The organism is Sorangium sp. So ce119, from assembly GCF_051524405.1.
GTDB classification, from domain to species: Bacteria; Myxococcota_A; Polyangia; order Polyangiales; family Polyangiaceae; genus Sorangium; species Sorangium cellulosum_G.
In genome coordinates this window covers 9,112,576-9,126,068 of sequence record NZ_CP150310.1, presented here as the reverse complement: position 1 = coordinate 9,126,068, position 13,493 = coordinate 9,112,576, and the positions used below count along the sequence as shown (strand labels likewise).

General features: G+C 73.5%; 15 protein-coding genes. 5 read left to right on the top strand and 10 right to left on the bottom strand.

Going from position 1 to position 13,493, the window contains the following annotated elements:
• Window positions 1-8 precede the first annotated feature (8 nt).
• A complete protein-coding gene (locus WME76_RS34420; protein WP_437956441.1) occupies window positions 9-644 on the top strand; it encodes a phenylalanine--tRNA ligase beta subunit-related protein in 636 nt (211 codons plus the stop codon).
• A 93-nt stretch (window positions 645-737) separates the two neighbouring features.
• On the opposite strand, the gene WME76_RS34415 is transcribed toward WME76_RS34420, so the two are convergent.
• Window positions 738-2,018: a hypothetical protein gene (locus tag WME76_RS34415; protein WP_437956440.1), complete on the bottom strand. Its 1,281-nt coding sequence runs from the start codon at window positions 2,016-2,018 to the stop codon at window positions 738-740.
• A 322-nt stretch (window positions 2,019-2,340) separates the two neighbouring features.
• Complete coding sequence (gene metK / locus WME76_RS34410; protein WP_061610635.1) at window positions 2,341-3,588, bottom strand: methionine adenosyltransferase; 1,248 nt, start codon at window positions 3,586-3,588, stop codon at window positions 2,341-2,343.
• Window positions 3,589-3,965: 377 nt separating this feature from the next.
• Here metK and WME76_RS34405 point away from each other — a divergent pair, with 377 nt between their 5' ends.
• Entirely contained in the window at window positions 3,966-4,361 is a 396-nt protein-coding gene (locus tag WME76_RS34405; RefSeq protein ID WP_061618585.1) for a YbjN domain-containing protein, read from the top strand.
• Window positions 4,362-4,382: 21 nt separating this feature from the next.
• On the opposite strand, the gene WME76_RS34400 is transcribed toward WME76_RS34405, so the two are convergent.
• Window positions 4,383-4,751, bottom strand: coding sequence for a PDZ domain-containing protein (locus WME76_RS34400; protein WP_437956439.1), 369 nt, complete (start codon window positions 4,749-4,751; stop codon window positions 4,383-4,385).
• Between the two features lie 243 nt (window positions 4,752-4,994).
• Here WME76_RS34400 and WME76_RS34395 point away from each other — a divergent pair, with 243 nt between their 5' ends.
• Window positions 4,995-5,570: a CDP-alcohol phosphatidyltransferase family protein gene (locus tag WME76_RS34395; RefSeq protein WP_437956438.1), complete on the top strand. Its 576-nt coding sequence runs from the start codon at window positions 4,995-4,997 to the stop codon at window positions 5,568-5,570.
• Here the strand turns inward: WME76_RS34395 and WME76_RS34390 are convergent.
• Together WME76_RS34390 and WME76_RS34385 are read right to left on the bottom strand one after the other, a co-directional pair.
• The gene (locus WME76_RS34390; protein ID WP_437962187.1) at window positions 5,464-5,877 is read right to left on the bottom strand and encodes a thiamine pyrophosphate-dependent enzyme; all 414 of its coding nucleotides are present in this window, start codon (window positions 5,875-5,877) and stop codon (window positions 5,464-5,466) included. The genes WME76_RS34395 and WME76_RS34390 overlap by 107 nt on opposite strands.
• A 322-nt stretch (window positions 5,878-6,199) precedes the next feature.
• The gene (locus WME76_RS34385) at window positions 6,200-6,520 is read right to left on the bottom strand and encodes a 2Fe-2S iron-sulfur cluster-binding protein (protein WP_061618582.1); all 321 of its coding nucleotides are present in this window, start codon (window positions 6,518-6,520) and stop codon (window positions 6,200-6,202) included.
• A 59-nt stretch (window positions 6,521-6,579) separates the two neighbouring features.
• On the opposite strand from WME76_RS34385, the gene WME76_RS34380 reads away from it, so the two are divergent.
• A complete protein-coding gene (locus tag WME76_RS34380; protein WP_061618581.1) occupies window positions 6,580-7,863 on the top strand; it encodes an NAD(P)/FAD-dependent oxidoreductase in 1,284 nt (427 codons plus the stop codon).
• Between the two features lie 35 nt (window positions 7,864-7,898).
• Here WME76_RS34380 and WME76_RS34375 read toward each other — a convergent pair whose 3' ends face one another.
• From WME76_RS34375 to purQ, 4 genes are all read right to left on the bottom strand, one after another.
• Window positions 7,899-8,255 (bottom strand): hypothetical protein, encoded by a 357-nt coding sequence (locus WME76_RS34375; RefSeq protein ID WP_061618580.1) that lies wholly within the window; start codon window positions 8,253-8,255, stop codon window positions 7,899-7,901.
• 110 nt (window positions 8,256-8,365) lie between these two features.
• Complete coding sequence (locus WME76_RS34370) at window positions 8,366-9,745, bottom strand: DNA methyltransferase (RefSeq protein WP_437956437.1); 1,380 nt, start codon at window positions 9,743-9,745, stop codon at window positions 8,366-8,368.
• On the bottom strand, window positions 9,723-10,523 hold the full coding sequence (locus WME76_RS34365) for a zinc ribbon domain-containing protein (protein ID WP_437956436.1): 801 nt from the start codon (window positions 10,521-10,523) through the stop codon (window positions 9,723-9,725). The genes WME76_RS34370 and WME76_RS34365 overlap by 23 nt, the downstream gene beginning before the upstream one ends.
• Window positions 10,520-11,242, bottom strand: a complete 723-nt coding sequence (purQ, locus tag WME76_RS34360; protein ID WP_061613707.1) for a phosphoribosylformylglycinamidine synthase subunit PurQ — start codon at window positions 11,240-11,242, stop codon at window positions 10,520-10,522. Before purQ ends, WME76_RS34365 begins: the two co-directional genes overlap by 4 nt.
• A gap of 93 nt (window positions 11,243-11,335) precedes the next feature.
• Here purQ and WME76_RS34355 point away from each other — a divergent pair, with 93 nt between their 5' ends.
• Window positions 11,336-11,932 (top strand): CPBP family intramembrane glutamic endopeptidase, encoded by a 597-nt coding sequence (locus WME76_RS34355; protein WP_061613708.1) that lies wholly within the window; start codon window positions 11,336-11,338, stop codon window positions 11,930-11,932.
• A 76-nt stretch (window positions 11,933-12,008) separates the two neighbouring features.
• Here the strand turns inward: WME76_RS34355 and WME76_RS34350 are convergent, their stop codons facing one another.
• Window positions 12,009-13,346, bottom strand: coding sequence for a response regulator (locus WME76_RS34350; protein WP_437956435.1), 1,338 nt, complete (start codon window positions 13,344-13,346; stop codon window positions 12,009-12,011).
• Window positions 13,347-13,493: the final 147 nt, after the last annotated feature.

Genomic DNA, 13,493 nt, shown 5'->3' with positions numbered 1-13,493 from the left:
TGCGCCGCGTGCTCACGATCTCGGCACATCCTCTGCTCGACGCCGCCGCCTTCGTCACCACCTTCCCCGCGCCGCTCGGCGAGCTGCCGGCGAGCGAGGCGCTGCGCGGCCTCCTGTCCGACAAGGCCGCGGCCCCGTTCCGCTCGGACGACGCCGTGCGCGCGGCCGTCCGCGACCTCCTCCGGCACGGCGGGTACAAGCCGACAGGCCGGGGCAAGCCGGCCTCCGAGTACCTCATCCGCGCCGCCGCGGACGGCTCGCTCGGGCCCATCAACGCGGCCGTGGACGCGTGCAACGCCGTGTCGCTGCACTCCGGGCTGCCCATCAGCGTCATCGACCTCGACCGCGCGATCCCGCCGCTCCGCATCGGCGTGGCGCCCGCGGGCGCCCGCTACGTGTTCAACGCCTCGGGGCAGGAGATCGACCTCGAGGGGCTCCTCTGCGTCTTCGACGCGGAGGGCCCGTGCGCGAACGCCGTGAAGGACTCGCAGCGGACCAAGACGCACGCCGGGACGAAGCGCACGCTCTCGGTGCTCTGGGGCAGCCGCGCGCTGCCGGGCCGCGCCGCCGAGGCGGCCGCCTGGTACAGGGAGCTGCTCGCCGGCGTCGGCGCGGCGACCTCGGACGCGCCGATCGTCCCCTGAGCCGCTCGGCGCGGCGGCGGCGCGCGACGCCGCTGCGCGCCCGCCGCCGCCCGCCCCGAGCGCGCTGCCGGCGCGACGCGCGCCAGCGCCTCGTCAGAGCGCGGGCCGGTCCGCCACCGTCACGACGCGCACGCCCTCCTCGGTGAGCCACCGCCAGTTGTCGACGAGCCCTGTCGAGTCGAGCTCGTGATCTCCGGCGTCGTACGCTCCCCACCGGATCTTGATCTCCTGGTTCGGCTCCACGGGCGCCGAGGTGAGGAGCCAGCTCGTCCCGGCGCGGTTCTCGAACCCCGTCCCGAGCAGCTCCAGCGTCCCGCGGTCGCAGTCGTACTGCACGCCGTCGATGTTGCAGGGCCGCTCGCCCTCGCAGGTACAGACGTCGATGAACGCGTTGTTGATGCTCATCGCGTTGTTCTGGGCGTCGAACAGGATGTGGCCGTCGATGAGATCAGGCGGCCGCGGCGAGAGCAAGGCGATGAAGTAATCGTTGAAATCGGTGCACGCATACGGCCAGTCGAACGTGGCGTAATTGACGTGGAACGAGAAGCCGTGGACGTTCGACGGGACCCGGATCGTGATCTCGATGGCGGTCGGATCGGACGGCTTCGCGGGCACGAGATCGCCGCACTCCCGGGGGTGCTTCGGGAAGCCGGCGGGAAAGTCGCTCTCGTACTTCTTGTCGAAGCCTTGCGGGCTCTCGTACCCCTCGTCCTGCTGCTGCCGCGCCGCGCCGCTCGAGAGGGCGAGCAGGCGCGCGCCCCCCCTCGGCGTCACGTTGGGCCCGAACCCGGGCAGGAGGCCGTGGCCGCGGTGGAAGTTGGCGCGCAGCTCCTCGCCTTCCGGGGGCGGCGAGCCGTCGACCATGACCCACTTCGCGGAGACCACGCCCCAGTCGCCGGGCCCGGACGACATCTTGCACAGCTCGACCGCCTTCGCGGCCTTGTACGGATCGTCGTCGTCGAGCAGGAGCCCGTCGTCGCAGATCTCGGGCACGTAGTCGTCGGGCATGCCGCTGCAGTCGTCATCCACGGGCTCCGGCGCGGCGCCCCCATCCCCGCTGACGGTCGGGGGGTCGATGGCATTCGGGTTGACCGCCGCGTTGCAGTCGTCGCAGTCGCCCTGGAGCTCCGAGAAGCCGTCGCCGTCCGCGTCGTCGTCCGGCAAGCCGCTGCAGCCGACGCTCCCCGTCGCTGTGGACGTGCTGATGGCCGCGTCGGCCGTCGTGGGCGCGCCGCCGCCGCTGCCGACGCCGGAGCCGCCGCCCGTGCCGCTGCTCCCGGTGTCCCCGCCGACGAGGTCGAGCACCGGCCCGATGTTCCCGGTGCAGGCCACGCCCAGACACCCGGCCGCTGCCATGACGCTCAAGAAATTCAACCAAGCTCTCATCGGTGCTCCTCGAGGTCGCATGGAACCGAGGGAGGTTCAGATCGATCCGCGATACGGGAGTCGTCGATGATTTTATCAGCAGAAGCGGCAGCAACAGTCAGCCCATCCCGGCGAAGGGCGGTGCTTTTTTGTGAGTCCGGGGCCCACATCGTGCACCGGCTTCCCGGTCCGGGCCGGCGTCCGCGGCGCTCGAGGCGGGGAGCGCCGCGTCGACAAAACGCCGAGCGCCGGCGCTTCCACAGCGCCGGCGCTCTCGACCCCTCGCGGGGGTGCCTGGTCCGCCCCGATCGCGTCGGGGCGTTCTGGACGATCAGGCCTCGGCGCCCACTTCCTTCTTGCCCTTGCGCTTCGGCTCCTTCTTGGCGGAGCCGTTCACTTTCTGGGGCACCGCCGAGAGCGTCGGGCGCAGCAGATCCTCGGCCATCTTGGCCGCGCGGTTCGTCTTCTCCCAGCTGAACTCGTCGCGCCCGAAGTGGCCGTACGCGGCCGTCTTGCGGTAGATCGGCTTGAGCAGATCGAGCTGCTCGATGATCGCCTTCGGCCGCATGTCGAAGTTCTGCATGATGTACTTCTCGAGCACCTCGTCGCCCACGCGGCCGGTGCCGAACGTGTTGACGTGCACGCCGACGGGCTGCGCGACGCCGATGGCGTACGCGATCTGCACCTCGCAGCGCGCGGCGAGCTTCGACGCGACGACGTTCTTCGCGACGTAGCGCGCGTAGTAGCAGGCGGAGCGATCGACCTTCGTCGGGTCCTTGCCGCTGAAGGCGCCGCCGCCGTGCCGGCCCATGCCGCCGTAGGTGTCGACGATGATCTTGCGGCCGGTGAGGCCGGCGTCGCCGAAGGGGCCGCCGACGACGAAGCGGCCGGTGGGGTTCACATAGATCTTCGTGTTCCGGTCCATCAGCTTGGCCGGGACGCACTTCTCGATGATCATGCTCCGCACCGCGTCGACGATCGTCTTGTGCTTGACCTCGGGGCCGTGCTGCGTCGACACGACGACCGCGCTCACGCGCACGGGCGTGTGCTCCTCGTACTCGATCGTGACCTGGGTCTTGCCGTCGGGGCGCAGCCAATCGAGCTTCTTCGACTTGCGGAGATCGGCGAGCTTGCGCGCGAGGCGGTGGGCGAAGCTGATCGGGGCGGGCATCAGCTCGGGCGTCTCGTCCGTCGCGAAGCCGAACATGAGCCCCTGATCGCCGGCGCCCTGCTCCTTGAAGAGGCCCTCGCCCTCGGTGACGCCGCGGGAGATATCGGGCGACTGCTTCTCGATCGCCGTGAGCACCGCGCACGTCTCGTAATCGAAGCCCATCGAGGCGTCGGTGTAGCCGATGTCCTTGATCGTGTTGCGCACCACGACCGGCATGTCCACCCACGCCGAGGTCGTGATCTCGCCGGCCACGACGGCCATGCCCGTCTTCACCAGGGTCTCGCAGGCGACGCGGGCCGTCGGGTCCTTCTCGATGATCCCATCGAGGATGGCGTCGGAGATCTGGTCGCACACCTTGTCGGGGTGTCCTTCGGTGACGGACTCGGATGTGAACTGATAACGGCGCATGAATCGCTCCTTCGGCGGACTCGAAATACGGACCCGTACGCATAGTTCGAGCGCGAGGCACCGTCAACGCGAGCCGCGGCCTCGCGCGGACAAAAGCGCCGGCCGGACGAGCTGCTGTCAGGTCGGGTTCCTCCGCGTGTGTCTCCCTTCGGCGCGTGGTCGGCCTTCCTTCCCGCGCCGCCCCGCGCGCCTTCCTTCCCGCGCCCGCGGGCTCCCGCCCCGCGCGGCGTCCCGCGCCCGCGCGCGACCTTCGCGCGCGTTCCCGCGCGGCCTTCGCTCCTCGTCGAGGGCCGCCCCCCAGACCGGACGAGCGCGGCGCGAGGTTCCGATCGGGCGCACTCCCGGAGGCGCGTCTTCAGCGGCTATGATGCCGCGCCATGACGTTCGACGAGATCAGGACCTGCCTCGAGCGCGAGGGCTGGGCTGTGGAGGTCGTGTCCAGCGACACGATGCGCAGCGACTTTCAGGGAGCCGAGCGCCTCTTCCCCCTGTTCGTGCGGCTCTCGCCCCCCTTCGTCGTGTTCGCGGTGATCCCGTTCGTGCGGCTCCCGATGGAACCCGAGGAGGGCGAGGCGATCGTGCGGCGCCTCCTCCGGCTGAACCGCGAGATCAACATGGCCAAGCTCTCGGCCGACGAGGAGGGCGACGTGATCCTGAGTGTCGAGTACCGCCTTGAGGACCTCGACCCCAGCGAGGTGCGCGACGCCGTCGACGTGCTCTCGTTCTATGCGAACAAGCATTATGCCGAGCTGCAGGAGCTCGCGGCGCCGTGAGGCCCGCCTCACGACCGGCCATCACGGCAGGATCCGCTCTTCTCTCGGCTTGATCCCTTCCAGCGCCTTCAGCGCGCCGCGCACGACCCGGACGCGCCGCACGTCGCGCCCGCGGACGACCGTGAGCTCGACGGCGCTGCCGACGTCGCCGCGGAGCCGATCGCGCACCTCGGCCGAGGAGAGATCCCGGACATAGACGCCATCGATCATGAGGACCTCGTCGCCGGGGATCAGCCCGGCGCGCTCGGCGGCGAGGCCCGGCGGCACGTCGCGCACGTAGAGCGCCTCCGACTCGTTGTCTCTCCCCAGGACGGCCCCGATGGAGCCCACGCTCGCGCTGCAACCGGCGGCGATGAGCAGGAGCGCCGCGCTCCAGGACGTGCTTGCCACGGCGACACCATAGCGCCCCGGGCGCCTGACAGGGCGCGAAGCGTCCTTCTCGGCGTGGCCTCCGGAGCGCATGCGACCACGCGGTTCTTCGACGGCCCGCAGCGGACGTCTGCGCCCCGCACGGCGCTGCGCCCGGGGGCTCGAGCGTGCAAGACGACGGCGCGCCTCGGGAGGCCGCCCGCGCGCTCACGATCCAGTCGGGCTCCGGGGGAGGCTGCTCTGGATTCCGGGCCGGAACCGCCGATGTCTGCGCCGTGCGCTGCCACCGAGAGCTCGACGCCTGCCGCTCAGTCCGGCGGCGTGCCCGGAGGCCGGAAGATGCGCATGGAGGATCCGCTCAATCGCTATTACCGGTACACGATCGCGCGCTGGATCGTGCGGGCGCTGATGAGGACGCCGGTCACCCCCGACCAGGTGACGCTGGTCCAACCGCTCTTCGCGGCGCTCGCCGGATACCTGGTGATGTTCGATGATCCGCGCGCCCTCGTCGCCGGCGCGCTCGCGTTCGAGCTCCGCTCCATCCTGGACTGCGTGGACGGCGCGCTGGCGCGGGCGAAGAGCATGGTGAGCCCGGCCGGGCACGCCATTGACGCCCTGGCGGACTGGCTCGGTGTGACCTTCCTTTGCGCGGGCATCTTCTGGCACTTTCCCCTTCACCCGCCGCCGGGGGCCCGTGGAGCGCCGGCGCGGCCCGCGGCGAGCAGGATCGCCCTCATCGGCGCGCCTCCGCCGCGAAGCGGGCGGCGAGCTCCGGCGGGGTCTCGGCGACGCGGCCGATGCCCTTCACGGCGCCGCCGTCGACCAGGGCGAGGACCATGACCGGGCCGGGCTGCACGAGCGCGGCGCGCAGCGACGCGTCGAACGAGTCGACGGAGTCGGCCCGGTGCGTGGCGCGGTAGCCGACCGCGCTCGCCACCGACTCGAGCTTCACGTCGCCCGAGATCGTCCGCTGCCCGCCCGTCGAGGCGTGGGACCGGTCGTCGAGGACGACGTGCACGAGGTTCACCGGCCGCTCGCTCCCGACGCTGGCGAGGGCGTTCATGCCCATGAGGACGTTGCCGTCGCCGTCGAGCACGAAGACCCGCTTGCGCGGCTGCGCGAGCGCGAGGCCGAGGCCGATCGACAGGCCGAGCCCCCGAACTCGGGCGCGTACGATTTGCCTGAACCGTGGGACATCGGCTCACTCCTTGATCAGCGCCCAGGCGCGACGGTAGTCCTCGAACGTGTCGATCACGAGCCACCGCTTGTAGACGTCGATCGCCTGCACGTCCGCGCCGCGATCGATGAGCTCCTGGAGCACGTCGGTGAACGTCGCGCTGCGGAGCGACTCGGCCTCGTGGAAGCGCGCACGACCGCGACGTCCTCGACGCGCTCGAGCGGCGCGACCTCGTCGTCGACGCCGCCGGTGTACATCGATCGAAGAGCCGGGCCTCAGGGCGTGGCGAGCCTTAACACCGTTCTCCAGTTCCGCCAATGACGCTGCGCAGCCGGATCAGCCCGGGGCCGGCGCGGAGCACGGCCTTGCACGCGAGGCGGAGCCGCGGCGGGGCGCCGAGGCGATCGAGCAGATCGCGCTCGCCGCGCGCGGGCGGATCGAGGAGCTGTTCGCCCTCGACGACCTCGACGCGGCAGGTGGCGCAGCGCGCGTCGCGGCACGAGAACGCGACCGGCGCGCGTGCGTCGTCGCAGATATCGATGAGCCTGCCAGCCCCGGCCTCCGCGGTGACGGCGGGGCCGAGCGCGCTGGCCTCGAACACGACCGTGGGCATCGCCGCTTCCTCCTGGAGCGCATTTTCTCGGGCGTCCTCACGCACTATACGACGGGCTCATGACGGATCGCTGGGACGCAATCATCCTCGGCGGAGGGCCGGGGGGATCCACGCTCGCCGCCTCGCTGGCGAGGCTCGGCCGCAGGGCGCTCGTGCTCGAGCGCGAGAGGTTCCCTCGCTTTCACATCGGGGAGTCGCTGCTGCCTCACTCCCGCGAGGTGTTCTCGCGGCTCGGGCTCGAGGAGAAGCTCGACGCGCGCTTCCTGCGCAAATACGGCGCCCGGTTCCTGTGCTCGTCGACGGGGCGGACGCGGACGTACAGCTTTGCCGACGCGTTCGACCCGAGGTTCGAGTTCGCCTACCAGGTGCAGCGCGACGCCTTCGACGAGCTGCTGCTCCGGCACGCGGCGGAGCTCGGGGCGGAGGTGCGCGAGTCGTGGGAGGCCGTCGAGGTGGTGTTCGAGGGCTCGCGCGCGGTCGGGGTGCGCGCGCGGCCTCGCGCGCGATCCGGCGACGCCGCGCCGGGGGAGGCCGCGCGCGCCGACGCGGGCGACGTCGTCGAGCTCCGGGCGCCGGTGATCGTGGACGCGACGGGGCGGGACACGCTGCTCGCGTCGAGGATGCGGCGCAAGGCGCAGCTCGCCGAGCTCGACAAGACCGCGCTCTTCGCCCACTACGAGGGCGTGGTGCGCGAGGAGGGGATCCTCGAGGGCAACATCCAGCTGGTGATCTTCGAGCACGGCTGGTTCTGGTTCATCCCGTTCCGCGGCGCGCTGACGAGCGTCGGGGCGGTGGTCTCCTCGAGCTGGATCCGGGGCCGCAGGAAGGGCGAGAGCCTGGACGATCTCTTCGATCGCACGGTCGCGCAGAGCGGCTGGGCGCGGGAGTTCCTCGCGAACGCGCGGCGCACGAGGCCCGTGGGGGCGCTCGCCGACTTCTCCTACCGGATCGATCAGCTCGCCGGCGACGGCTGGCTCTTCGTGGGGGACGCCGGCGGCTTCCTCGACCCGCTCTTCTCCACGGGCGCGCACCTCGCCGTCAAGGGCGCCGATCTCGCGGCCACGGCGATCCACCGCGCGCTCGAGTCCGGGGACACCTCGCGCGCCGCGTTCGCGGGCTACGAGGCGGAGGTCCGCTACGCGGTCGACCTGTTCCTCGGCGTCGTGCAGGGCTTCTACAAGGGCCACTTCCGCGAGATCCTCTTCGAACAGAACCAGCGGCCCACGATGCGCAAGCTCATCACGAGCATGCTCGCGGGCGACGTGTTCCATTCCGAGCGGCGGCCGCAGTGGGCGTCGTTCCTGCGGCAGCAGTACCCGCCGGACCTGCCCGACTTCGCGTGACGCGCGCCGGGCGCGCCCTGTCGATCCGCCGATCCTCAGCCGCCGCACGGGGCGCGGTCCAGGACCGCGTCGCGCATCTGCTTGCAGGCGGCCTCGAGGGCGCCGCGCGCCTCCGCCCGCGCGTCGCCCTCGAGCGCGTCGTCGTCGGCCTCCGCCCTGGCGGCGAGCGCGTCGCGCGCGATCGAGATGGCGGCGTCCTGGCTCTCCCGGGTCTCGGCCGGCAGCTTGCCGGCGCAGGCGACCATCGCGGCCAGGTAGCCGTCGCACGCGTCGACCCCTGTGCTCTCGAGGCCTGCTCGCCCCGCGTTTCCGCCGGCCTTGCCGCAGCCGAGCACGGCCGAGCCGCACAGCAGCCCGCACAGCAGGAGACGTGGAAGGAGAGCTCTCGCCATTCGTCGCGCGCCCGGGGCGTCGCCGGCGGCCACTGCCGGCCGCCGCGCGCGCCCTGAACGACGCCGTCGACCCTGCCACAGGCCGGCGTCGCGGGGCAATTTTCGGCGGGTCAGCCGCGGATCAGCAGGATGGCGTGCTCGTGGCGCGGGCGGCGCTGGAAGGCGCGCGCGGTGGGGCGGTGGAAGTGGGGGCGCGGCTGCGATGCGACAGCGCGGACCGCGAAGCGCGCGCCGGGCGCGCCGGACGCCGCCGCCCGGACCACGTCGACCGCGTAGACCGGCGCGCCGGCCACCACGCTGTCGGCGATGAGCAGCACGAGCGGCGCGCCGCTGCGGAGGACGCGCGCGAGCGAGCCGAGCACGCCGCCGAGCTCCTCGCGCCAGCGCGCGCGGCCGGCCTCGGGGCCGAGCGGATCGAGGTGACGGCGGGCGCCGATCTCGTCCTGCTCGAAGCGCGCGCTGCGGAGCCGGAGCCAGCGCAGCCTCGCCTCGTGGTGGGCGAGGTAGTCGTACACGCCCGGGTAGGGCGGCGACGTGACCGCGAGGTGGACCGAGCCGGGGTCGACACCGCGGAGCACGCGCGCGTCGCCCTCCTCGACGATCGCCGGCGGGCTCGCGGCGAGCGGCGCCGCGACGTCGGCGAGGCGCTGGGCGAGCTCCTCGGCCTTGCGGACGAAGAGCCTCGCCGGGTAGCCGGCGGCGATGCGCCGCGGCAGCTCGTGCTCCGACGTGTCGGACGCGCGGCGGCTGAGCTTCGTGAGGATGGACGAGAGGACGAGCTCGAGGTCCTCGCGCAGCGCCTCGGCGCCGTGGCCGGTGAGGCGATCGAGGCCGACGCGGAGCCCGTCGAGCTCGAGCAGCACGTGCGGCTCGAACAGGGCGACGTCCTCGGGCCCGTACCGGCGGCTCGGACCGGCGCGCGCCTTGCGGCGCTCGTCGGCCGCGGCCGCGACCTCGCGGGCGGCGGCGACGAGCCGCTCGCGCTCGCCCGGGGTGCTGCCCTGCACCTTGAGCCGGGCCAGGCGCACGGCGAGCGGGTTCGCGTCGACGCCGATCGCCGCCCGGCCCGCGAGGCGGGCCTCGACGAGGACGGTGCCGCTGCCGCAGAACGGGTCGAGCACGCGCTCGCCCGGGCGCGAGAGCCCCTCGATGAGGCGGCGGGCCGTGTCCGGGTGCATCCGGGCCGGGTAGCTGTGGAACCCGTGCACGTGGGCGCGGGCCGCTTCTTCCGCCGTGCTCGAGCTGGCCACGTCGAGCGCGTGGGAGAGCATCGCGGCGGCGGCCGGATCGCCCTCGAGCACCGTCGCGCCGCCGACGTTGGTCAGGGCGCGGCGCTCCGGTGGAGCGGCCGCGGCGCGGCGCTCCGGCGGCGCAGGCCGGACCGCGTCCGCCTTGTGCCGCAGCCCCTGCTGCGGCGGCCCCTGCCGCGAGGGGCCCTGCCGCGAGGGGCCCGGCTTCCGCTTGGGATCAGCGCTTCGTGGGGTCGACATGGGCGGTCCGTTGCGCCAGCGGCTCGGCGGCCTGTCCGGCGGCGAAGGCTTCCTCCTCGGCGAGCGCGTGCGCCGCGGCCTCGGTCTCGCCCGCCGGCGCCGCGCCGACGCGCAGCTTCGGCGCGTAGCCGAACTCGCCCGCGGGGCTCACCGCGCCGCGCACGACGTCGTTGACCTCGAGCAGCGCGAGCAGCTCCTCGGCCTGCGGCTCGCCGATGCGGAGCGTCGAGGCGAGCCCGCCGGCGGTGAGCGGGCGCTCGGTCTGCCGGGCGACGTCGGACGCGACGGAGACCCAGGCGGCGTCGAGCGCGGGCGCGACGTCCTGGCCCCGCGACTTCGCCCGCCGGAACGCCCAGAGCGCGAAGAGGGCGACGGGCGCCATGGTGAGCAGGCCCGCGGTGAACAGCCCCACGCTCGCGCTGAGGATGAGCAGCAGCACGGCGAACAGGAGCAGCTCGAAGCCGAAGAGCGCGCTGGCCGCGATCCCTGCGGCGCGCCAGACCGAGCGCGCCGAGGCCGCCGCGCGCGCCTTCTGGAGCAGCGGCACCTCGCGGCCGGACCGCTTGACGCGGGCGTCGGCGACGGGGACGCGCGGGCCGCCGCAGACGTCGCACCGGAAGCGCAGCTCCGGGTGCGCCGAGACGCCGGCCACGCCGCCGCAGTGCGGGCACGCCTCGGCGCGCTGGTCCGCGCCGCACTGCGGGCAGCGATCGCTCCCCGGCGCGAGCGCCGCGGCGCACACGCGGCAGCGGGCGGCGCCGGACGCCGTCTGGCTCACGGCGCGCTCGCGGCGGCGGACGCCGCGCGGGAGCCGCTCACGCTGCGCAGCATGGCGTCGAACAGGGCGCGCCCGTCCGCGCAGCCCTGGAAGGCCTCGCTCATCCGCTCGGGGTGCGGCATCAGCCCGAGCACGTTGCGCCGGGGCCCGCCGTAGATGCCGGCGATGTCCATGGCCGAACCGTTGGGGTTCGCGTCCCCGCCGACCAGCCCCTCCCGGTCGCAGTACTGGAGGGCGATGGCGCGCTCCTCGACGAGCTTCTCGAGCGTCTCCGGATCGGCCTGATACCGCCCCTCGGCGTGGGCGATCGGCAGGCGGAGCACCCGGGGCAGGCCGCTCGTGAACGGCCCGTCCGCGCGCGGCGTCACGAAGATGTCGCGGCACTCGAAGCGGAGGTGCGCGTTGCGGGTGAGGGCGCCGGGCAGGAGCCCCGCCTCGGTGAGGATCTGGAACCCGTTGCAGACGCCGAGCACCAGCCCGCCGCGCTCCGCGTGCCGCCGGATGGCCGGGACGATCTGGCTCGTGCGCGCGATCGCGCCGCAGCGCAGGTAGTCGCCGTAGGAGAACCCGCCGGGGATCGCGACGAGGTCGGTGCCTGCGGGGAGCTCGGCGTCGCGGTGCCAGGCGGTCGACGTGCGCACCTGCAGCACGTTGCGGAGGGTATGGATCATTTCGGCATCGGCGTTGGAGCCCGGGAAGATGACCACGGTCGCGTGCATGGCCGTCCACGTAGTCCGGTTGCCGGCGGTCGGCCAGGGGTCCTGACGCCGCGCGCCGCTTCACCGGCTTCCGGCGGCGTGCCATCATGGGGCATGGCGTCGCGATGGGCGCGGACCGGCCGAACCGACGCGACGTTGCGGGTCGCGTCCGGCTACCTCGTCCTCGCGGCGCTGGCGACCGCGCTGGCCGTGGGCCTGCAGGATGGATGGCCCTGGATCCACCCGAGCCCGTGGCTGTCCCTGCGCCCGCCTGCCGCGCTGCTGGTGAGCGCCGCGCTCGGCCTGACGCTGGCGGCCGGCGTCGTCGTGATGACGCGCGTCGCCGTGGCCCGGTTCGACTGGGCGCGCCGCCTGCACGCCGATCTCCGCCCGGTCGCGCGGGAGCTCTCGCTCGGCCAGATCCTGCTCCTCGCCGGCCTATCGAGCCTCGGTGAGGAGCTGCTCTTCCGCGGGCTGCTGACGCCGCTCCTCGGCGTATCGCTGAGCGCGCTCGTCTTCGGCCTGGTGCACCAGATGCGCGGCCCGAGCCGCTGGGTGTGGGTGGGCTGGGCCGTGGCTGTCGGCGCGGGCCTCGGCGCCATCTTCGCCGCGACGGGCTCGCTCGTCGGGCCGCTCCTCTCGCACGCCCTCGTGAACGCCGTGAACCTGAGCTACCTGCGCGACCACGACCCGGACCACGTGGAAGCCTGACTGGGCGCCGGCTGTCCGTGCAGCCCGTCGGCCGTTCGCGCGGCTCGCGCGGCTCGCGCGGCTGCCCGCTTCCCGCTCAGCGCTTCTTCGTCTCCGGCCGTGGCGGCCTGGGCGGCACCGGCCGTGGCGGCTGCGGGGCGGCGCTCGTCCGCTGCCCGCCGTCCCGGCTCGCCGGCCGGGTGGCCGGGGGGGCGAGGGTCCCGCGGGAGGGGGCTTCCATCTCGGCCATCTCCGGCTGGCCCTCGCGTCCGGGCGAGGCCGGCGGCGCGGTCGCCCGGCCGGACGGAGGTCGTGAGGACGAGGCGGAGGTCTGGCCCGGGCCGCGCGGCACCGTGGGCGGCTCGCTCTCCGGGCCGCGCTCCGGGCCGCGCCGGCTCGACGGCGGCTTGGCCATGCGGGCCAGCGAGCGCAGCGTGGGCGGCGTCACCGGCGGCGCCGCCTCGAGCTCGAAGCTCAGCTCGAGCGACGGCGGCCCATCGGAGATCGTCACCGCGCCGTCGGACGCCCGTCGCGGCGCGACGCCCGGCCCGAAGCGCAGGCGCTCCTCGAGCGGCGCGCGCGACGACGGCGGCGCCACGTCGTCCAGGATGGACGACGGCCCGCCGAGCGCCGTCGTCCCGATCCGGGGCTCCGTGCGGCGCCGCGACGGCGGGAGCTCCAGCTCGACGCGGGTGCTCTCGTCTTCCAGCCGGGTCGCCTCGAGCAGGTAGGCGGCGATCGACTTTCGCTCCGACGGCACCGGGCGGCTGCCCGGGATGAACGCGAACCGCCCGACCTTCCAGCTCAGCATGGTGCGGAGCGCGGCGAGCGCCGAGACGCGCGTGCCCCCCACGGTCCCCTGGACGATGCACCCCTCGGCGATGTCGAGCTGCGCGCGCCGCTTCTTGCTGGTCACCTCGAACACGCCCGACCGCCGCTCCATCTCCAGGACGGTGAGGACGGTCGCGATCGACATCTGGCTGAGGTCGCCCTCGATCGCGGTCTGGTCGACGGAGGCCGGGATGGACATGAGGCTGTCCCGCCGCTGGCGCAAGCGCGACGCCATCTGCACGAGCGCGCCGATCTGGGCGACGACCTCGCCGACCCGGAACGGCTTGGTCATGTAGACGTCGGCCCCCACGTGGAAGCCTTCGAGGCGGGACTGCTGGTCGTCGAGCGCGGAGAGGAACAGGAACGGGGTCACCGACACCCGCGACGGCTGGGTGCGCACGTTGCGCGCGACCCAGTAGCCGTCGTGGTCGGGCAGGCCGATGTCGCAGACGATGCACTCGGGCTCCAGGGTGCAGGCGGTCGAGAGCCCGGCCTCCGCGGTGGAGCAGAAGATGACCTCGTAACCCGCCTCGCGGATCGAGGTGGCGAGCAGGTCCGCGACATACTCTTCGTCCTCGATCACGAGCACGACCCCGCTCGGCATCTGGCAGACGGTACACGCGCGCCGCGGGGGTGGCCAAGGGTGAATGGCGGAGAGCCGGTCTGATCATCAGAGCCCGCTTTGCCTCCGGCGCGACCCCGCCCGCGCTTTCGCCCGCGGCGCCCGACCGCGGCCGGGGATTCACGCTAT

Coding starts and splice junctions, on each gene's coding strand:
- metK (WP_061610635.1), bottom strand. CDS start 3,588: ATGCGCCGTTATCAGTTCACATCCGAGTCCGTCACCGAAGGACACCCC.
- WME76_RS34405 (WP_061618585.1), top strand. CDS start 3,966: ATGACGTTCGACGAGATCAGGACCTGCCTCGAGCGCGAGGGCTGGGCT.
- WME76_RS34395 (WP_437956438.1), top strand. CDS start 4,995: ATGTCTGCGCCGTGCGCTGCCACCGAGAGCTCGACGCCTGCCGCTCAG.
- WME76_RS34385 (WP_061618582.1), bottom strand. CDS start 6,520: ATGCCCACGGTCGTGTTCGAGGCCAGCGCGCTCGGCCCCGCCGTCACC.
- WME76_RS34380 (WP_061618581.1), top strand. CDS start 6,580: ATGACGGATCGCTGGGACGCAATCATCCTCGGCGGAGGGCCGGGGGGA.
- WME76_RS34375 (WP_061618580.1), bottom strand. CDS start 8,255: ATGGCGAGAGCTCTCCTTCCACGTCTCCTGCTGTGCGGGCTGCTGTGC.
- WME76_RS34370 (WP_437956437.1), bottom strand. CDS start 9,745: ATGTCGACCCCACGAAGCGCTGATCCCAAGCGGAAGCCGGGCCCCTCG.
- purQ (WP_061613707.1), bottom strand. CDS start 11,242: ATGCACGCGACCGTGGTCATCTTCCCGGGCTCCAACGCCGATGCCGAA.
- WME76_RS34355 (WP_061613708.1), top strand. CDS start 11,336: ATGGCGTCGCGATGGGCGCGGACCGGCCGAACCGACGCGACGTTGCGG.
- WME76_RS34350 (WP_437956435.1), bottom strand. CDS start 13,346: ATGCCGAGCGGGGTCGTGCTCGTGATCGAGGACGAAGAGTATGTCGCG.